This is a genomic window from Neisseria flavescens, assembly GCF_001618065.1.
GTDB classification, from domain to species: Bacteria; Pseudomonadota; Gammaproteobacteria; order Burkholderiales; family Neisseriaceae; genus Neisseria; species Neisseria flavescens_A.
Genome location: NZ_LAEI01000040.1, coordinates 20,176 through 39,677, shown reverse-complemented (window position 1 = coordinate 39,677; position 19,502 = coordinate 20,176). Strand labels below are relative to the sequence as shown.

At 51.4% G+C, this 19,502-nt stretch carries 17 protein-coding genes, 2 tRNA genes and 2 pseudogenes; 7 read left to right on the top strand and 14 right to left on the bottom strand.

Features of this window, described 5'->3' with window-relative positions; genetic code table 11:
- Positions 1-57: 57 nt before the first annotated feature.
- From TW89_RS05310 to TW89_RS05300, 3 genes are all read right to left on the bottom strand, one after another.
- Positions 58-789: a phosphoadenylyl-sulfate reductase gene (locus TW89_RS05310; protein WP_128580771.1), complete on the bottom strand. Its 732-nt coding sequence runs from the start codon at positions 787-789 to the stop codon at positions 58-60.
- Positions 790-904: 115 nt separating this feature from the next.
- Entirely contained in the window at positions 905-1,963 is a 1,059-nt protein-coding gene (gene dinB, locus TW89_RS05305; protein WP_004464167.1) for a DNA polymerase IV, read from the bottom strand.
- 77 nt (positions 1,964-2,040) lie between these two features.
- Positions 2,041-3,084: a sulfate ABC transporter substrate-binding protein gene (locus TW89_RS05300; protein WP_225522184.1), complete on the bottom strand. Its 1,044-nt coding sequence runs from the start codon at positions 3,082-3,084 to the stop codon at positions 2,041-2,043.
- A 253-nt stretch (positions 3,085-3,337) separates the two neighbouring features.
- Here TW89_RS05300 and TW89_RS05295 point away from each other — a divergent pair, with 253 nt between their 5' ends.
- On the top strand, positions 3,338-4,174 hold the full coding sequence (locus TW89_RS05295; protein WP_128580769.1) for a DUF4198 domain-containing protein: 837 nt from the start codon (positions 3,338-3,340) through the stop codon (positions 4,172-4,174).
- A 166-nt stretch (positions 4,175-4,340) separates the two neighbouring features.
- On the opposite strand, the pseudogene mutS reads toward TW89_RS05295, so the two are convergent.
- From mutS to TW89_RS05265, 6 genes and pseudogenes are all read right to left on the bottom strand, one after another.
- Positions 4,341-6,937: pseudogene (gene mutS / locus TW89_RS05290) on the bottom strand (DNA mismatch repair protein MutS).
- Between the two features lie 97 nt (positions 6,938-7,034).
- The gene (locus tag TW89_RS05285; RefSeq protein WP_128580768.1) at positions 7,035-7,985 is read right to left on the bottom strand and encodes a DUF4424 family protein; all 951 of its coding nucleotides are present in this window, start codon (positions 7,983-7,985) and stop codon (positions 7,035-7,037) included.
- 68 nt (positions 7,986-8,053) lie between these two features.
- A complete protein-coding gene (gene panC, locus TW89_RS05280; protein ID WP_128580767.1) occupies positions 8,054-8,890 on the bottom strand; it encodes a pantoate--beta-alanine ligase in 837 nt (278 codons plus the stop codon).
- A 119-nt stretch (positions 8,891-9,009) separates the two neighbouring features.
- Positions 9,010-9,800: pseudogene (panB, locus tag TW89_RS05275) on the bottom strand (3-methyl-2-oxobutanoate hydroxymethyltransferase).
- Positions 9,801-9,928: 128 nt separating this feature from the next.
- A tRNA-Thr gene (locus TW89_RS05270) sits at positions 9,929-10,004 on the bottom strand.
- 36 nt (positions 10,005-10,040) lie between these two features.
- Positions 10,041-10,116, bottom strand: a tRNA-Thr gene (locus TW89_RS05265).
- 215 nt (positions 10,117-10,331) lie between these two features.
- Between TW89_RS05265 and TW89_RS05260 the strand changes: the two genes are divergently transcribed.
- Positions 10,332-11,126 (top strand): polyamine aminopropyltransferase, encoded by a 795-nt coding sequence (locus TW89_RS05260; RefSeq protein ID WP_128580766.1) that lies wholly within the window; start codon positions 10,332-10,334, stop codon positions 11,124-11,126.
- Positions 11,127-11,167: 41 nt separating this feature from the next.
- A complete protein-coding gene (locus TW89_RS05255; protein WP_003747207.1) occupies positions 11,168-11,806 on the top strand; it encodes an alpha/beta hydrolase in 639 nt (212 codons plus the stop codon).
- Positions 11,807-11,934: 128 nt separating this feature from the next.
- On the opposite strand, the gene TW89_RS05250 is transcribed toward TW89_RS05255, so the two are convergent.
- Together TW89_RS05250 and folB are read right to left on the bottom strand one after the other, a co-directional pair.
- Positions 11,935-12,471 carry an NUDIX hydrolase gene (locus TW89_RS05250; RefSeq protein WP_128580765.1) on the bottom strand — a complete coding sequence of 179 codons (537 nt, stop codon included), beginning with the start codon at positions 12,469-12,471 and terminating at the stop codon, positions 11,935-11,937.
- 74 nt (positions 12,472-12,545) lie between these two features.
- Positions 12,546-12,896, bottom strand: coding sequence for a dihydroneopterin aldolase (gene folB, locus TW89_RS05245; protein WP_107737583.1), 351 nt, complete (start codon positions 12,894-12,896; stop codon positions 12,546-12,548).
- Between the two features lie 58 nt (positions 12,897-12,954).
- Here folB and plsY point away from each other — a divergent pair, with 58 nt between their 5' ends.
- A complete protein-coding gene (gene plsY / locus TW89_RS05240; RefSeq protein ID WP_128580764.1) occupies positions 12,955-13,566 on the top strand; it encodes a glycerol-3-phosphate 1-O-acyltransferase PlsY in 612 nt (203 codons plus the stop codon).
- Positions 13,567-13,639: 73 nt separating this feature from the next.
- On the opposite strand, the gene TW89_RS05235 is transcribed toward plsY, so the two are convergent.
- From TW89_RS05235 to TW89_RS05225, 3 genes are all read right to left on the bottom strand, one after another.
- Positions 13,640-14,167: a single-stranded DNA-binding protein gene (locus TW89_RS05235; protein WP_101755602.1), complete on the bottom strand. Its 528-nt coding sequence runs from the start codon at positions 14,165-14,167 to the stop codon at positions 13,640-13,642.
- A gap of 1 nt (position 14,168) precedes the next feature.
- A complete protein-coding gene (locus TW89_RS05230; RefSeq protein WP_128580763.1) occupies positions 14,169-15,551 on the bottom strand; it encodes an MFS transporter in 1,383 nt (460 codons plus the stop codon).
- A gap of 201 nt (positions 15,552-15,752) precedes the next feature.
- Positions 15,753-16,376 carry a lytic transglycosylase domain-containing protein gene (locus TW89_RS05225; protein WP_039863563.1) on the bottom strand — a complete coding sequence of 208 codons (624 nt, stop codon included), beginning with the start codon at positions 16,374-16,376 and terminating at the stop codon, positions 15,753-15,755.
- Between the two features lie 173 nt (positions 16,377-16,549).
- Between TW89_RS05225 and ppx the strand changes: the two genes are divergently transcribed.
- The 3 genes from ppx to truB all read left to right on the top strand — a co-directional run bounded on the left by ppx (position 16,550) and on the right by truB (position 19,501).
- Positions 16,550-18,058: an exopolyphosphatase gene (gene ppx / locus TW89_RS05220; RefSeq protein ID WP_070749621.1), complete on the top strand. Its 1,509-nt coding sequence runs from the start codon at positions 16,550-16,552 to the stop codon at positions 18,056-18,058.
- 87 nt (positions 18,059-18,145) lie between these two features.
- Positions 18,146-18,517: a 30S ribosome-binding factor RbfA gene (gene rbfA, locus TW89_RS05215; protein WP_003685554.1), complete on the top strand. Its 372-nt coding sequence runs from the start codon at positions 18,146-18,148 to the stop codon at positions 18,515-18,517.
- A gap of 69 nt (positions 18,518-18,586) precedes the next feature.
- A complete protein-coding gene (gene truB, locus TW89_RS05210) occupies positions 18,587-19,501 on the top strand; it encodes a tRNA pseudouridine(55) synthase TruB (protein ID WP_128580762.1) in 915 nt (304 codons plus the stop codon).
- The last annotated feature ends 1 nt before the right edge of the window (position 19,502 follow it).

The following is a 19,502-nucleotide window of genomic DNA, read 5'->3' as shown; positions in this document are numbered from 1 at the left end:
AATCATTTTATTAAGCAGTCAAAAAGGCCGTCTGAAACGTTTTCAGACGGCCTTTGATTATTTGTGCAAACCGCATTCCTTACTGTCTTTGCTTTCCCACCACCATCGCCCGGCGCGGATATTTTCGCCCAGCTTGACCGGACGCGTACAGGGTTCGCACCCAATGCTGGGATAGCCCTGATGATACAGCGCATTGAGCGGAACTTGGTGCTCGTGTGCATATGCCCAAACATCCTGCTCTTCCCAATCAAAAATAGGATTGAATTTGGCGATGTTGCGACCCGTATCCAGCTCTTCAAAATTCAATTCGCTGCGTGTTTCAGACTGGCTACGGCGTTGTCCGGTCAGCCATGCGGGGGCGTTGTGCAAAGCGCGGTTGAGCGGTTCGATTTTGCGGATATAGCAGCAACGGCGGCGCAACTCGACGCTGTCGTACATCGCGGTTGTACCAAACTCCGCTTCAAATTCATCGGTGGTTTGCTGGTTGGGATAAAATACTTCCAATTCGGTTTGATAACGCGCATTGGTTTCGGCAATTAGCGCGGCGGTTTCGGGATTGAGTTTGCCCGTATTGAGCGTGATGATGCGTATGGGCAGTTTCAGACGGCACACGGCATCGGTAATGACCATATCTTCAACCGCAAGGCTGGATGCGAACACGGCTTGCGGATAACGAGCGGCAATGTCTTTCAAACGGCGCTCCAAAGCGGCCGTCAACTCAGGCAGGCGGCGGCGTTCGTCATCGCTGATTTCGGGGATTTTCCAGAATTGTGGGCGGAATAAAGACATGGCTGGTTGTTCCTAATAATTTTCAGACGGCCTGTTGAAACGGCTGTCGATATGGTTATGGAACGATATTGTCCTGCGCCCTATCTTCAAACGGAAAGAATGCTTTTCTATTTCTTTATAACCAAAGCGTCTGCTGCTGGTTTTTCGGCAGCAAATGGCTCACGCCGATACCGATCAGGCGGAAGGCGTCTTCGCGTTGCGGCGGTATGCGTTGCAGCAAAGTATGCGCCGCCTGAAGCAGCGAGGCGCTGTCGGGAAGGACGGAAGAATACGTCAGCGAACGCGTGATAATGCGAAAATCGTGGGTTTTGAGTTTGAGGGTAACGCCTTTGGCTTCGACGTTTTTGCGTTCGATCTGCCGCCAGAGGTCTTCGGCGAGGTGCGGCAAATGGCTTGAAGCCTGCGCCAAAGATAAATCTTCTGGCAAAGTGATTTCGGTTGAGATTTGCAGGCGTTCGCGTTCGGCTTTGACCGGCCGCTCATCGATACCGCGTGCCAAATCATAAAGACGGTAGCCGTAGCGGCCGAAATGGTTTAAAAGTTCGCCGCGCTCAAAACGGCGCAAATCGCCGGCAGTCTGCATACCGAGGGCATTCATCTTTTTCAGCGTGACTTTGCCGACACCGGGAATCTTACCCAACGGCAGGCTCTCCAAAAACGCCATGATTTTTTGTGGCGGCAGCACAAACTGCCCGTTCGGTTTGCGCCAGTCGGACGCGATTTTGGCCAAAAACTTATTGGGCGCGATGCCTGCGGAGGCGGTCAAACCGGTTTCTTCAAAAATTTCGGCACGAATGCGTTTAGCCACCTCGCTGGCGTACGGAATATTTTCAAAATTTCGGGTAACATCCAAATAGGCCTCGTCCAAAGACAAAGGCTCGATCAAATCGGTATAACGCCGAAACACGGCATGAATCTGCGCCGATACCTGGCGGTACAAATCAAAATGCGGCGGCACAAACACCGCCTGCGGACACAGCCTTTTCGCCGTCGCCACCGACATGGCCGAGTGCAAACCGAATTTGCGCGCCTCATAAGAAGCGGCACAAATGACCGACCGCGTACCGTCCCACGCCACAACGACAGGCAGCCCTTTCAGGTGCGGCTGCTCGCGCAGTTCTACCGAAGCGTAGAATGCGTCCATATCGATATGGATGATTTTGCGTTGAGACATGGGAAAAGATGGATAAGAAAAAGGCTTATTGTAACAAAAGGCCGTCTGAAGTTTCAGACGGCCTCTATGTTTAAGCCTTATTTTTTACTGGAAAGCTGGTCAAACAATCCGCCGTCGGCAAAGAATTTTTTCATGATTTCTTCCCACGGGCCAAATTTCTCATTCGGATTAAACGTTTCAATCTCAGGGAAATCGGCTTTGTGTTTCGCCAATACTTCGGCATTGCGCGGACGCAGGTAAAGATTGGCGGCCAACTCTTGAGCCGGTTCGCTCCAGAGGTTTTGCAGATAGGCTTCGGCAGCGGCGCGTGTGCCTTTTTTATCGACTACGCTGTCCACGACGGCAACCGGCGCTTCGGAAAGAATAGTGTAGCTCGGATAGACGATTTCAAATTGGTCTTGAGTCAGCTTTTTGCTGACGTAGTTGGCCTCATTTTCAAAGGTAACCAAAACATCACCGATATGGCGTTGGCTGAAGGTCGTCGTTGCCGCGCGGCCGCCGTTTTCAAACACAGGCGTGTTTTTCAGCAATGCAGCCACAAAATCTTTGGTTTTGCCTTCATCGCCGTTATTGACTTTCAAACCATAACCATACGCACCCAAAAAGGCGTAGCGGCCGTTGCCGGTGGTTTTCGGGTTGGCCAAAACGATTTGCACGCCGTCTTTGGCCAAATCGCCCCAGTCCTGAATGTGTTTTGGATTGCCTTTGCGTACCAAGAAAACGACGTTGCTGGTATAAGGCACGGCATTGTCCGGTAGACGGGTGTTCCAATCGGCTTTGACCAAACCTTTTTTCACCAAAAGCTCGATATCGGAAGTCTGGTTCATGGTCACCACATCGGCAGCCAAACCGTTGGCGACAGCCAAAGCCTGCTTGCTGGAGCCTCCGTGCGACTGTTGGACTTCAACCGTTGCACCGCCGTTTTTCGCAGCATATTCTTTGACAAACAAAGGATTGTATTCTTTATAAAAATCTCGTGCGACATCATAAGAGACGTTCAACAGCTTCACATTACCGCCCTTGCCTGCGGAAGCTGCATTGTCGGCAGATTGTTCGTTTTTGGGAGAGCAGGCACTCAACGCCAGCGCGGCGGTCAATGCGGCAAAAGAAAGGGTACGGATATTCATGGTCGGCTCCTATTAAAAGTATGGCGATACTTTATCGGGATCGGAGGCAAACGGGAAATAATGTTTGCTTTTGGGTTTATCAGTTTTGGTTATATAAACCGAGGCCGTCTAGAAATCAAAAAATAATTATTTATAACTATAAAATCTAAACCATATTATTTACAAAGTTAATAAAAAAGAGTACCGTTCGTATTCGCCGAATCATTAGGCGTTTTGTTCAATAATCGAAAAATGGAGTGTAGAAACGATGAAACAATGGATGCTTTTAGGATTGCTGGGATTGGGCGCAGTGGCACAGGCGCACGATGTTTGGGTGGCCGCACCGACACATCAGCCTGCCGGCCAAATCCTGCATGCGGATTTGGGTTACAGCCATGACTTCCCCAATGTCGAAAAAATCGCCGACGACCGCATACATATTTTCAAACCGCTGCAATTGACCGGTAGCTCAAAGAAAACCGTTGATTTGGTAAATAAAGGCGAAAACTATCAATACGTTTCCAAAGCCGCCCTGCCCGCAGGCTCCTACTGGGTCAGCGCGACCTACCAACCGACTTTCTGGTCGAAAAACCAAGACGGCTGGAAACAGCAAACCTTGAAACAGCTGGCCGGAGCCACCTATTGTGAACAATCGCAAATGTTCGGAAAGAGCTTTGTCCAAGTGGGCAACGGCGCAGTCGATGAAGCGGTATTGACCCGCCCTATCGGCCAAGAGCTGGAACTGGTTCCGCTGAAAAATCCGAACGAAGTCAAAGCCGGCGGCATTTTACCGGTCAAAGTCCTGTACAAAGGCGAGCCTTTGGTTAAAGCCACCGTTACCGCCAGCTCGGACACTTTGGCGGAAATGGACTTGGAATCAACCCATGACCACCGCGAACCTCAAGGCTTCTCCGGTAAAACCGATAAAAACGGCGTGGTCAATGTGATTACGCTGATTGACGGTTTGTGGAAAATCAAAGTCGTGAACGAGACCGATTACGGCGATAAAAGCGTATGTCAGAAAGACAATACTTACGCAACGCTGATTGTGCCTGTCGGCACCAAACGCGCGGCTGCACGCCATGCCCACCATCATCAACATTAACAGCCATTAAAAAAGGCCGTCTGAAAGTTCAGACGGCCTTTTTATTCCGTTTCATCACGCAAACGAATAGGCCTGCTCTTGCAAATCCTATTCACGTTTTCTGTTCATCAAACGTCTTAATGATGTATTTCCTTGATGTTTTCAGACGGCCTAAAACTCACGCTCTTTAAACCTTGGTACACATTTCTTTCAAACGATACAAGGCATCCAAGGCTTCGCGCGGCGTGAGGTTGTCGGGCTGAATTTGCGCTAACGCCTCAGCCAATTCATTGGTCTGCAAATTATCAACAGGTTCAATTTCTTGTGTTTTCCCTTCCTCATCTTCCCTATTTTCAGACGGCATGGCGCTGAAAATATCCAACTGCGGACGGTTGGCGGCGGCTTGGTTTTCCAAATCGTTTAAATGCTTTTGAGCCGCCTTCAAAGCTCGGTTGGGCAGGCCGGCGAGTTTGGCGACGGCGATACCGTAGCTTTTGCTGGCAGGGCCTGGCTCGATGTGGTGGAGGAAGACGATGTCTTGGCCTTGCTCAAGCGCGGAGAGGTGCATATTGACTGCGGTTGCATGGGCTTCAGGCAGTTTGGTCAGCTCGAAATAGTGGGTGGCGAAAAGGCTGAAGGATTTGTTTTTTGCAGCAGGTGTTCGGCGATGGCGTGCGCGAGGGCGAGGCCGTCAAAGGTGGAGGTGCCGCGTCCGACTTCGTCCATGAGGACGAGGGATTGGTCGGTGGCGTGGTGGAGGATGTAGGCGGTTTCGCTCATTTCGACCATGAAGGTAGAGCGGTTGGAGGCTAAATCATCCGATGCGCCGATGCGGGTGAAGATTTGGTCGATGGGTCCGATTTGGGCGGTATCGGCGGGGACGAAGCTGCCGGTGTGCGCCATGAGAACGATGTGGGCAACTTGGCGCATGTAGGTGGATTTGCCGCCCATATTGGGGCCGGTCAGGAGCATGAGGCGGTGTTTGTGGTCGAGGCGGGTGTGGTTGGCGGTGAAGTGGCGCACTTGTTGCTCGACGACGGGATGGCGGCCGTTTTCGATATTAATAACTGGGTAATCGGCGAACTTTGGGCAGACGAAGCCGCGTTCGGCGGCGGTGGCGGCGAAGGTGGAGAGTACGTCCAGCGCAGCGGCGGCTTTGGCGGCTTTTTGAAGCTGGGGTAGGGTCGTCTGAATGTCTCTGAGGAGGGTTTCAAACAGACGTTTTTCCAATGCCAATGCCTGCTCTTGCGCGGTCAGGACTTTATCTTCGAAGGTTTTGAGTTCGGGGGTGATGAAGCGTTCGGCGTTTTTGAGGGTCTGGCGGCGTTGGTAGTCGGCGGGGGCTTGTTCGGCTTGGACTTTGGATAACTCGATGTAGAAGCCGTGGACGCGGTTGAACTCGACTTTGAGGGTGGAAAGACCGGTGCGTTCACGTTCGCGCGCTTCAAGCTCGAGCAGGAATTCGTCGCCGTGGTTTTGGATGTGGCGCAACTCGTCGAGTTCTGCCGAATAGCCTTGGTTGATGACGCCGCCGTCTTTGAGCCAAACGGCAGGTTCGGGCATCACAGCGGCTTTGAGGGTTTCGGCGACGGGCAGGGTTTCGGGGAAAACGGCTTTGAGGGTTTCCAAAAGGCTGCTGCCTGAAGCGGACAATTCGATTTCAGACAGGGCAAACAGGCTGTCTCGCAGGGCGGCGAGGTCGCGCGGGCGGGCGTTGCCGACGGCGATACGGGCGGCGATGCGTTCGATGTCTGCGATGTTTTTCAGACGACCTTGCAGGGTTTCGTATTGCGAACCCAACGCGGCAACGGCTTCTTGGCGGGCGCGGATGTGGGCGCGGCTGCGTAAGGGGTGGTGCAGCCAGAGTGCCAGGAGGCGGCTGCCCATGTGGGTAGCACAGCCGTCGAGTATGGAAAACAGGGTCGGCGATTTTTTGCCGGAGAGGGTTTGCGTGATTTCGAGATTGCGGCGCGTGGCGGCGTCCATGCCGATATATTGGCTGTCGGTTTCGAGCGAAATGCCGTCGAGGTGTTGCGGCATCAGGTTTTGCGTCAGGCGGATGTAGTTCAACAGCGCGCCTGCCGCGCCGACGGCGGCTTCGTGTTCTTTGCCGTCCAAACCGAAGCCGTGCAGGTCTTGGCAGCCGAAGTATTCGGTCAACAATTTCGCGCCCGCGTCGGCGGCAAACTGCCATGAGTTCAGGCGCGTGATGTTGGCAGAGGTTGCCTGAAAACCATCAGACAGGCTTTTGCCTTCGGGCAACAGAATTTCCGCCGCCTGCAAACGCGCCAGCTCGTCAGCGAGTTTGTCCACCGTCGTCAGCTTGGTTTTGAATTCGCCGCTTTGCAAAGAAGCCCATGCGATGGCAACGTTTTTCTTGTCTGCGTTCACCGCCGCGATGCGGTTGGTTTCCTTGTCTTCCAAAAACGCCGCGTCGGTCAGCGTGCCGGGCGTCACAATGCGCACGACTTTGCGCTCCACCGGCCCTTTGCCCGCACCGACTTCGCCCACCTGCTCGCACACCGCCACGCTTTTGCCCATCTTCACCAGTCGCGCCAGATACTGCTCCGCCGCGTGAAACGGCACGCCCGCCATCTTAATCGGCACGCCGTCCATCTGCCCGCGCGTGGTCAGGGTGATGTCCAACAGCTTCGCCGCTTCCACCGCGTCATCCAAAAACAGCTCGTAAAAATCACCCATGCGGTAAAACACCAGCTTGTCGGCGTGTTGCGATTTGATGTCGAGATACTGCTGCATCATCGGGGAAACAGTGGGTTTGGACATGGAAAAACCTTAGAAACGCAAAAGCCTTATTGTAACAAAAGGCCGTCTGAAAACCTAAATAAGCTTTCAGACGACCTTTTATATATGCCGAATAAGATTAGTCATAAACGAAAATAATGTCCAAGTCTTTCTTCGGCAGGAAATTTTCTTTGACTGCTTGGAAGCGGTTCGGCCCTACTTTGCGTAAGGATTTGTCCCAACAAAGCGAAATCACGGTATTAGGCTCGCGGTCTATGGTCAACGTGAATTTACCGATGGGTTTTGCCCAGTTGGCACCTGTGGTCAAGACATAGCCCAAATAGTGATAAACCTTTGAACCTCCTTCCACAGTTTTAAAGTTTTTAAGGAAGTTTTCATCCATGCAGTACTCATCTATGAATGCTTTGCTGTCTTTGGCTTTGAGCGAAGGTAGGAAGCTGCCGCCGACCAGCGGGGTGTATTGGTGTTTGATTTCGGTTACAGCGTTGGCTTTAAAGGTTTGCTTCCAGCTGTAAATAATCTGCGACGACCAAGATGTCCAGCCCACTATGTTTGATTCGCTGGCTGGAAGCAAGGATTTGATTTTAGGCGAGCTGCAAGTACGAATTTTCTTATTAAGCTTTTCGGCATCTTTGTTTTGTGTCCACGGGTGCATCAACTCCTGATCGCTCAAACCACATTTTTTCAAATCGGCGGTCACGTCCACCAGCGAGCCGTTACGCCGTTCAAAATAGGCGCGGACGTGGGCTTGCGGGCGGACAGATTTGCCGTTGACGTAAATGCGGAAGCTGTCCACCAAGCCCTTGGTGTCGGCAAAGTCGGAAACTGTGAACGCAGGAACGATGGGCAAAGGAAAAAGAACCGTCTCGGTAATGTCTTGCGCTGTAGTATTTTTAAACTTGTAATGTACGCGGATTTGCTTTTCGCTGATGTGCAAATCTTCGCTCTGCATATCGATATGCGGATTTTTCAGATATTTGATGCCGCTTGTGCTGACCGTACCCATACTGTCATTGGCATGAGCAGCCCCAGTCAGCAGAAGGAGTAAGATTAAAGCTTTTTGTTTCATGATTTAACCCCTTTGAAACAGGCCGTCTGAAAAACAGGTTTCAGACGGCCTTTAACAGCAGCTTGGTTTTAAGCCAAAGCCACTTCCAAATTATCAATCAGGCGCGTGGTACCCAAACGGGCGGCGGCAAGCACCACCAATTCTTTATCGCCGACATGAGCCACTGCCAAGCTGTGTGCATGGCGGATTTCAACATAATCAACCACCCAGCCGGCATCGGTCAAACGGCGGATACATTCGGCCTCAAGCTGGGCGTAATCCAGATTGCCGTTTTTCAGGGCAGCGGCAATGTTTTGCAATTCTTGATAGAGGCTGGGCGCTGCTGCGCGTTCTGCTTCGCTCAAATATTGGTTGCGGCTGGAAAGCGCCAGGCCGTCTGAAGCGCGGCCGGTGTCGACCGGGACGATTTCGATATTGAAGTTCAAGTCTTCGACAAAGCCTTTGATAATCGCCAACTGCTGATAGTCTTTTTTGCCGAAACAGGCGGTATCGGGTTGAACAATGTTGAACAACTTAGTCACAACGGTCGCAACGCCGCGGAAATGGCCCGGACGGAATTTGCCGCACAATTCGTTTTGCAGGTGCGGAGGCTCGACATTGAAACGCTGTTCCACATTCGGATACAGCTCTTTTTCATCAGGCGCGAACACGACGGCAACGCCCTCGCCTGTCAATTTGTCGGCATCTTGTTGCAAAGTGCGCGGATATTTGTCGAAATCTTCGCCTTGTCCGAATTGCAGGCGGTTGACAAAAATACTGACTACAACGTTATCGGCACGTTTTTTTGCTTCGCGCACCAGCGCAAGATGGCCCTCGTGCAGATTGCCCATAGTCGGTACAAATGCCACTTTTCCGGCAGTTTTGCGCCACTCGCGCAATTCTTTAATCGTATGAATGATTTGCATGGTTTGAAAAATCCTTTATCTTTTCCGCCGTTTTATCAACGGAAATCACGCGCAGATTATACGCTTTTATTCATTAAAAAGGCCGTCTGAAATAAGTTTCAGACGGCCTGGTTTTTATTTTATCCGGCAAATGTATGTTCGACAGATGGGAACGTTTTTGCTTTGACTTCGTCCACATAGGCTTTGACCGCAGCTTGAACGCTGTCTTTACCCTGCATAAAGTTCTTCACGAATTTGGCGTTTTACCGGGGAAAATGCCGAGCATATCGTGCATCACCAAAACCTGACCGTCGCAATCCACGCCTGCGCCAATACCGATGGTCGGGCAAGTAACGGTTTCGGTCACTTTTTTCGCCAATTCCGCAGGAACGCATTCCATCAATACGATTGCCGCACCTGCCGCATCATGCGCTTTAGCGTCGTTGAGCAACGCTTCCGCCTTGTCGCCTCGGCCTTGAACTTTATAGCCGCCGAATGCAAACACGGATTGCGGGGTCAGGCCGATGTGGGCGCAAACAGGGATACCGCGCATTTGCAGAAATTCAGTGGTCTCCGCCATCCAGACACCGCCTTCGAGCTTGACCATATGCGCGCCGGCCGCCATCAACTCAGCCGCCGCCGCAAATGCCTGCTCTTTGCTCTGCTGATATGCGCCAAACGGCAAATCGCTGACAATCATGGCATTTTTAGTGCCGCGAGCCACACATTCAGTGTGGTAGCACATATCCTGCAAGCTCACCGGCAAAGTGGACTGACGACCTTGCACCGCCATACCCAAAGAATCGCCGACCAGCAATACATCCACGCCGGCATTGTCCATCAGCGCGGCAAAGCTGGATTCATAAGCGGTCAGCATGGCGATTTTCTCGCCCTCTGCTTTCATTTTTTGCAAAGTGTTTACGGTAATCATGGTGTTTTGTGTGTTCCGCCCGACGGGCAGCCCTTTGTTGTAATGGAAACGCGGTATTATAAGGTCTGCTTTTAAAATATCAAAGCATAAGCAAAAAGCCCGACTGCTTTCACAATCGGGCTTTTAATTGGTGCCGGCACCAAGAGTCGAACTCGGGACCCCCTGATTACAAGTCAGGTGCTCTACCAACTGAGCTATACCGGCTTACTGAAATGCCTTGCGGCACCATCAGTCTTTAACTGGTGCCGGCACCAAGAGTCGAACTCGGGACCCCCTGATTACAAGTCAGGTGCTCTACCAACTGAGCTATACCGGCAAGGAAGTCGGCATTATGCCGATAAGTTCCCATCTTGGCAAGCATTTTAAAACAAAGTTACTCACGAAATTATAAAAACCAATGATTTTAAAGAAAATTAAATAAATACCTTACCTTTCAATTCAACACGCTCAAAGGCCGTCTGAAAACCGCCCCAGCGCAAAACATCATGGTTTCTGTTAAAATAACGCCTTTTACATCTTTCGTCTGCACACATGCCGCCCCGCCATCCTTACCGCCGCCTACGTCCTGCCAAATCCCATCTGCCCGAAGTCGGCATTTCCGAAGAAGGCAATATCCGTTCCCTGCACTTGGGCAGCGACACCATTCAAAGCTCCATGAATGTCGATCATCCGTCCGAGCTTGTGTTGTCGTACAGCCGCGCCATGATGGGTTGGCTGCTGTTTGCAGAAACCCCGCCCAAACACATCACCCAAATTGGCTTGGGCGGCGGCTCGTTTGCCCGTTGGATAGACAGCTACCTGCCCGATACCAAGCAAACCGCCATTGACATCAATCCGCAAGTCATCGCCGTAGCGCGCAGCCTGTTTGAATTGCCGCACGAAGGCGAAAATTTTGAAATTATCGAGGCGGATGGTGCGGAATATATTAAAGTGTTCCGCCACAATACCGACGTGATTTTAGTAGATGGTTTTGACGGCGAACAGATTATCGATGCTTTGGTGGAAGAGCCCTTCTTCCAAGACTGCCGCAACGCCCTCTCTCCAGACGGCGTATTTGTCACCAACTGGTGGAGCGGCGACCAGCGTTACCAACGCTTTGTCGAACGCCTGCTCAACGTCTTTGACGGCCGCGTGCTCGAGCTGCCTGCCGAAAGCCACGGCAACGTAGCCGTCATGGCGTTCCAAAGCAGCCCTAAAGAACAAAATATTGACAACTTAAAAAAACGCGCCGAAAAATTAAGCGAAAAATACGGCTTGGACTTCAAACGGATGCTTGCTGATTTGAAAGCCAACAATCAAAACAACGGCAAGAATTTTTATCTGTAAACCGTTTCAGGCCGTCTGAAAAAACAAACAAGGACACACTCATGCTCAAACCCGACATCATTCAAATCCCCGGTCCGGCCGGTTTGCTGGAAACCATCTACCTGCCAAGCACACAAGAATCCGCCCGCGGCGTTGCCGTCATCAACCACCCCAATCCCCTGCAAGGCGGCACCAACACCAACAAAGTCATCCAAACCGCCGCCAAAGCCCTCAGCCAACTCGGCTTCCATTGCTACCTGCCCAATTTGCGCGGCGTAGGCAATAGCGAAGGCGAACACGACTACGGCCGTGGCGAAACGCAAGACTGCATTGCTGTTATCGATTACGCCCGTGCGCAACATCCAGACGCACCGCAATTCGTCCTGGCAGGTTTCTCATTCGGCGGCTACGTTTCCACCTTTGCCGCACAAGCGCGTACACCTGATTTGCTGCTGTTGATGGGTGCCGCCGTCCATCACTACACCGACCGCCCGGAACCATCCAACGTTCCTGATGTCGCCAAAACATTGATGATTCATGGCGCGGAAGACGAAGTCGTCGAAATCAACAAAGCCCTGACATGGGCAGAACCCCAAGGCCTGCCTGTTGTAACCATTGCCGGTTCGTCCCACTTCTTCCACGGCAAACTCATCGTTTTGCGCGATACGATCACACGGTTCGCACCGGCTTTATTAGGTTAAAATCCGGCTACAAAATAAAACAAGGCCGTCTGAAAGCTTTTTCAGACGGCCTTGTTTGTATGAAACCTTATTATCTAAATATCAGGCTCAAGTATTGAAAAACCATCAAGGATTTTCTACTTAACATCTCAATTCTGAGTCAACCAATACTGCAAACCAATCAAAGTCTTACCATCTTTGATTTCATCGTTTGCCAATGCAGCGCGCACCTCGTCCTTACTCATCAAGACGGTTTCTGTAATTTCATCCTCATCATTGCTCAACTCGCTGCCCAAACGCACGCCTTGCGCTTGGTAGAGATACATTTTTTCATCACAAAAACCGACTGCAGTATAAAAGGAGTACAGCAGTTTGACGCTGTCGGCGACATATGGCGTTTCTTCCGCCAACTCACGCAAAGCGCATTCGGCAGGATCTTCGTCCGCCACATCCAATTTACCCGCCGGCAATTCCAACGTCGCCTGATCGGCTGCATAACGCCATTGGCGCACCAAAACAACTTTGCCGTCTTCCGTTTCCGCCAATACACACGCAGCACCCGGATGGCGGATCACAACCCGTTGGCTTTCGTTGCCGTTGGGCAGGCGCACCCGATCGCGGCTGATGGTAACAAAAGAACCTTCGTAGATTGGCTCACTGCTTAATTTAGTTTCTTTCAAATCCATTTTTTACCTCATTTCCAAATTATTAAAATATTAAAGGCCGTCTGAAATCCTTTTTCAGACGGCATAGATAAGCCTTATTCCCGAGCGCGTTCAATTTCAATACCGACCTGCGCCACATCGGGCAAGATACCCGGTTTCACAATACGGACGCGCACTTTGGCCGCACCAAAATCATTTAAAATCAATTGGGCGATATGTTCCGCCAAAGTTTCCAGCAGTAAAAAATCCTGTTCGGCAAGGCTGCGGCGTACGACTTCGCATACTTCGCCATAATGGATGGTGTCGCCGATATCGTCGCTCGTGCCAGTACGCTCGGGAACACTGATTTCCAAATCCAAAATCAAAGTCTGTTTACGCTCGCGTTCCCAATCATATACGCCGATTAAAGTATCGGCCTTCATGCCGTATAAAAAGATTTTATCCATTTGCCTGTCCGTTTTTTTTGATAAAATAACCGTTCCCATTTTAAGTAAAGCACCCAAAATGTTCAATGTACTCGCCATTATTGCCGCCTATCTTATCGGCTCCCTGTCTTTTGCCGTCATCGTATCAAAATATTACGGCATGGACGATCCGCGTACTTACGGCTCCGGCAACCCCGGTGCCACCAACGTCTTGCGCAGCGGTAAGAAAAAAGCAGCCGCACTGACCCTGCTCGGCGATGCAGTAAAAGGCTTGGTTGCCGTCATCTTAGCACGCTGTCTGCAAGATGCTTTAAATTTGTCTGATGCAACGATCGCCCTGGTCGCCATCGCCGCATTGGTCGGCCATATGTGGCCAATATTTTTCAATTTTAAAGGCGGCAAAGGCGTAGCCACCGCATTAGGCGTCTTGCTCGCCCTCTCCCCCGCAACCGCCCTGCTCTGCGCCTTGATTTGGCTGATCATGGCATTCGGTTTCAAAGTATCTTCCCTCGCCGCACTGGTCGCCACCGTCTGCGCCCCCATCTTCGCCTTCTTCATGATGCCACACGCCTCTTGGGCATGGGCAACCGTATTCATTGCCGCATTGGTGTTGTACCGCCATAAAAGCAATATTCAAAACCTGATTCAAGGCAAAGAAAGTAAAATCGGAGATAAAGCCGAAAAATCTTAAAAACGTAGACATATTCAAATAAAAGGCCGTCTGAAAATATATTTTTCAGACGGCCTTCTATATTACTCAATAATTAGAAGGGAATATCATCGTCGATATCATCAACCGGAGCGGTCGGTTGTGCCGGAGCGGGACGACGGGCTGGGGCTGCTGGGAGTTCTTGAGCCGGAGCAGATTGGTATTGCTGCTGTGGCGCTTGTTGGTAACTGCCTTGGCTTGAATGGCCGCCTTGGTTGTAGCCGTCATCATATGGTGCGCCGCCGCTGTTGTCGTTGCGGCCGCCAAGCATTTTCATTTCGTTGGCGATGATGTCGTAAGCGGTGCGCTCGATGCCGTCTTTGCCTTGGTATTTACGGCTTTGGATACGGCCTTCCAGATACACTTGGCTGCCTTTACGCAGGTATTGACCGGCGATTTCGGCGAGTTTGCGGTACATGGTGATGTTGTGCCATTCGGTACGTTCTACGCGTTGGCCGTTACGGTCGTTCCACGTTTCGCTGGTGGCAACGCTGAAGTTACAGACGGCCTCGCCGTTGGGCATATAGCGGACTTCCGGGTCGCGGCCGAGACGGCCGATGAGGATAACTTTATTCAATGACATTTTACACTCCTGTGATAATTTTTTTGGCGGCCTCTTGGTCGAATCCTTTTTGCAAGGCCTTGATATAAATGGTTTGTTTGTCTGCGCTAAAGCTGATGCTTTCAACGCCTTCAATTTCGGTCAATTTTTGGTAGAGCAAATCCGGATTTTGTTGCCATTCGGCGTTAAGCGGATAGCTGAGGTTTTTGACGGGTTTCGGTGCCGGTGAAATAACTGCCAATACCAGCCACAGCAACATCAATACGCTACAAAAGGCAAATACGCCTGCAAAACCGTATTTTTGGAACAATAAACCACCGGTTGCGCCGCCGACAAACAAGCCGACCGACTGCATGGTGTTATATACGCCCATCGCCGTGCCTTTCAAATCGGACGGAGCAATTTTCGACACCATAGACGGCAGGCTGGCTTCCAATACATTGAAACCAATAAAGTAAACAATCAGATAAGCGGTAATCAACCATACCGAGTGCATTCCAAACAGCAAACCGATTTGCGCCGCGGTAATGCAGACGATACCAAGGATAAACACTTGTTTGAGTTTGTTGCGCGTTTCGCCGACGATAATCAGCGGCACCATAATAATCAGGCCGGTAATGGTTGAAGGCAGATAGACTTGCCAGTGATGGATTTTTTCCAAACCCAGCTGCGTCATGGCAAACGGCAATGCGGTAAATAAAGCCATTTGCGCCGCATGCAAGGCAAAAATACCGAAGTCGAGATTGAGCAGTTGGCGGTTTTTCAATACCTCGCCCATACGCGAAGGCTGCGCTTGCGTGTCTTCGTGCATTTTTGACACTTCCGGATCAGGCGTCATCCAGGCAACCACGCCGATACTAATTACAGTCAGAATACCGGTCAGCGCAAACAGGCCGGATACGCCGATAAAGCTGGCAATCATCGGGGCAAGCACTAGGCTGACGGAGAAGGTCAAGCCGATACTCAGGCCGATCATCGCCATCGCACGCGTCCGCACTTCGTTACGGGTCAAATCCGCAAGCAAAGCTGTTACCGCTGCGCTGACGGCACCCGCGCCTTGAATGGCACGCGCGGCAACCAACATCTGCAGGCTGTCGGCAACTGCGGCCAAAAAACTACCTGCCGCAAACACAATCAAGCCGGCATAAATCACTTTTTTACGGCCGAACTTATCAGAAGCCATGCCCAAAGGCAGCTGCAGCAAAGCCTGTGTCAGCCCGTAAATACCCATCGCCATACCGACCAGCGCTTTATTGTTTTCTGCGCCGGGCAACGAAGCGGCATACATCGCCAAAACAGGCAACACCAAAAACATCCCCAACATACGCAGTGCATAAACGCCGGAAAGTGTGGTACTGGCACGCCATTCGTGCGGAAACATTTGAATGCGGTTATCTCTTGCCATAAATAATGTTTCAGACGGCCTTAAGTTTGCGAAAGGCCGTCTGAAAGTGTGAATTAACAGATTTTCTGATTATACAGGATTCAAAGGAATTGCATGGGGTCAAATCGCAAGCCGTTTATCGTAAACCTGCTTCATTGGTATAAAACGGTTTTAACAGAAACCAACATCACGCAAGATCTGCCCTATCCCATTTATCCCGAATCAGCCCCACTGCCATCTATTTCGCCACGCGCCTAATACGGCGTTCGGATATTTGTTACTACCCAAGCTGCCGTTAAACCTTGCCAAAGCGCGGACAATATTGCCTTTTTCGATATTGTTGTAATGGCGCAGAATGGTGCAGCCATAGCGCAGATTGGTGCGGATATCGAAAAGATTGTGCGACGGATTGCCGATATAGTTTTTCCAAAACGGCATCACCTGCATCAAACCGCGCGCGCCCACGCCGCTGATGGCATATTGGCGAAACGCGCTTTCCACTTCAATCAAACCCAGAATCACTTGAGTATTGAGTCCAGCACGACTGCTTTCGTATTGAATATTAACCAACAAACGGCGGCGCTCGCCCTCATCGGGAATGAAACGTGCCAATCGGGAAGACATCGCCGCCAACCAACGCTCCCCTTCCCTCGAATCGGCAAACACCAGCCGCGCTGGGCTGGCGCTATTAATCGAACTGCGCATTACGGAAGCCACATCATCGGCCAGTGTTTCTTCACGTTGCGCCCCCGCCCATGCGGTCGCAGGCGTCAAAAGCATGGCTCCGCCGACTTGCAACAGACGGCGGCGCGATAAAAATAAGGAATCTTGGTTTTCCGATTTCATGTGTTTTCTCTTTTTAGGCCGTCTGAAAAGTTCAGACGGCCTTTGATATACTTGCTTAAATTCAGCATTATAAAATACATCTATGAGCAGAATCAAAGAGCTGTATACCTTTTATTGTCAAGTGATACCGCCTCAAGTAACATTTAGGTTTTTCTAATCAACCGGTATTTTTTATGACCACCACTCCCGCCAACGTTTTAGCCTCCGTCGACTTGGGTTCCAACAGTTTCCGCCTGCAAATTTGTGAAAACAACAACGGCCAGCTGAAAGTCATCGACTCGTTCAAACAAATGGTTCGCTTTGCCGCCGGCTTGGACGAACAAAAAAACCTGAGCGAAGCCTCTCAAGAACAAGCATTGGAATGCTTGGCAAAATTTGGCGAACGCCTGCGCGGATTCCAACCTGAAAACGTGCGCGTGGTGGCTACCAATACTTTCCGCGTCGCCAAAAACATCGCCCAATTCCTGCCTCGTGCCGAAGCGGCGTTGGGTTTCCCCATCGAAGTGATCGCCGGCCGTGAAGAAGCGCGTCTGATTTACACCGGCGTAGTGCATACCCTGCCGCCCAAAGGCGACAAAATGCTGGTTATCGACATTGGCGGCGGCTCGACCGAATTTGTCATCGGCTCGGATTTGCAACCGCTGACCACAGAAAGCCTGCCTTTGGGCTGCGTAACGTACAGCATGCGCTTCTTCCAAAACAAAGTGACTGCAAAAGATTTCCAAGCCGCCGTTTCCGCCGCGCGTATCGAAATCCAGCGCATCAGCAAACTGATGAAGCGTACCGGTTGGGATTTCGCCATCGGCACGTCCGGTTCGGCAAAATCCATACGCGACGTTTTGGCGGCCGAATTGCCACAAGAAGCCGACATTACTGCCCAAGGCATGCGTTATCTTGCCGATAGGATTATCGAAGCCGGTTCGGTTAAAAAAGCCAAATTTGAAAACCTCAAACCCGAACGCATCGAAGTTTTTGCAGGCGGATTGGCCGTGATGATGGCGGCTTTTGAAGAACTCTCGCTAACTAAAATGACCGTTACCGAAGCCGCCCTCCGCGACGGCGTGTTCTACGACTTAATCGGCCGCAGCCTCAATGTCGATATGCGCGAACAGACAACGGCCGAGTTCCAAAAACGCTACCACGTCAGCCTCAACCAAGCCAAACGCGTTGCCGATACCGCGCAAGCCTTCATGAACAGCCTGTGCCACGCCAAAAACGTAACCGTTCAAGAGCTTGCCTTATGGAACCAATACCTCAGCCGCGCAGGCCGTCTGCATGAAATCGGCTTGGATATTGCCCATACCGGTTATCACAAACACTCCGCCTACATTCTCGAAAACGCCGATATGCCGGGCTTCTCACGCAAAGAGCAAACCATTTTGGCGCAACTGGTTATCGGCCATCGCGGCGACCTCAAGAAAATGGCGGACATTATCGGCAACAACGAAATCATGTGGTGTGCCGTGTTGTCCCTGCGCCTGGCCGCCCTCTTCTGTCGCTCGCGCCTGCCTCTTGATTTGCCACCGCAAACCCAGCTTCGCGTCGATGAAAACAACCACAGCTTCATCTTGCGCATCAACGCCCAATGGCTGGAGCAACACCCCCTCATCGCCGATGCGTTAGACTATGAAAGCGCACAATGGCAAAAAATCGATATGCCTTTCTCGGTTCAAGCACAATAAACCTTGCTCCGTTATAATAGGCAGCTGTTCAAAATCTAAACCGCAGGCCGTCTGAAAACGACAGCCTGCCATACATCAAGGAAAACCATGAGAAAACCCCAACGCGGCTACGCCCGCCAAGACCGTGTCAAAGAACAAATCATGCGCGAGCTTGCCGAACTCGTCCGCACCGGCCTGAAAGACCCGCGCGCAGGCTTCATCACCATTAACGAAGTCGAAGTAACCCGCGATTACAGCCACGCAACCGTGTTCTACACTGTCCTCGACGACAGCACGCGCGACATTACCGAAGAAGCTTTGGAACACGCCAAAGGCCATTTGCGCAGCGAATTGGCCAAACGCATCAAACTCTTCAAAACGCCCGAGCTGCACTTCAAATACGACGAATCGCTCGAACGCGGCATGAGCATTTCCAGCCTGATCGACCAAGTAGCGGCGGAAAAACCGGTTGAAGACTGATTGATTAAAACACACAGGCCGTCTGAACCTTTTCAGACGGCCTAAACATTAACACTCCCCCAACTTAATATGACAGCCAAACCCACCAAACGCCCGGTCAACGGCGTTCTTCTCCTCGACAAATCCGAAGGCCTTTCCAGCAACACCGCCCTGCAAAAAGCGCGGCGCTTGTTCCGTGCCGAAAAAGCCGGGCATACCGGAGTACTCGATCCTTTGGCCACAGGGCTTTTGCCTGTTTGCTTCGGCGAAGCGACCAAGTTCGCCCAATATCTGATTGATGCCGACAAAGCCTACACCGCCACGCTGAAACTGGGCGAAGCCAGCAGCACAGGTGATGCAGAAGGAGAAATCGTTGCCACTGCACGCGCCGATATTTCATTGTCCGAATTTCAGACGGCCTGCCAAGCTTTAACGGGCGATATCCGCCAAGTGCCGCCTATGTTTTCCGCCCTCAAACACGAAGGCAAACCGCTGTACGAATACGCACGCAAAGGCATTGTTATTGAACGCAAAGCGCGCGATATTACAATTTACTCCATTGATATTACTGAGTTTGATGCACCCAAAGCCGTGATAGACGTACGTTGCAGCAAAGGCACTTACATCCGCACCCTCAGCGAAGACATCGCCAAACACATCGGCACATTCGCCCACCTGACCTCCCTGCGCCGTACTGAAACCGCCGGTTTTACCATTGCCCAAAGCCACACGCTCGAAGCCTTGGCAGAATTGGACGAAGCCGAACGCGATGCCCTGCTGCTGCCTTGCGATGTCTTGGTACAGCATTTCCCCAAACTTGAGTTAAACGACTACGCCGTTACCATGCTCAAACACGGCCAGCGCCCCCAGTTTACCGAAGACATTTCCGCCGAGCAGCCCATCCGTGTGTACAGCCGAGACGGCACATTTATCGGACTGGTGGAATATCAAAAAGAAATAGGCCGTCTGAAAGCCTTGCGCCTGATGAATACCGCCGAAAAATAAC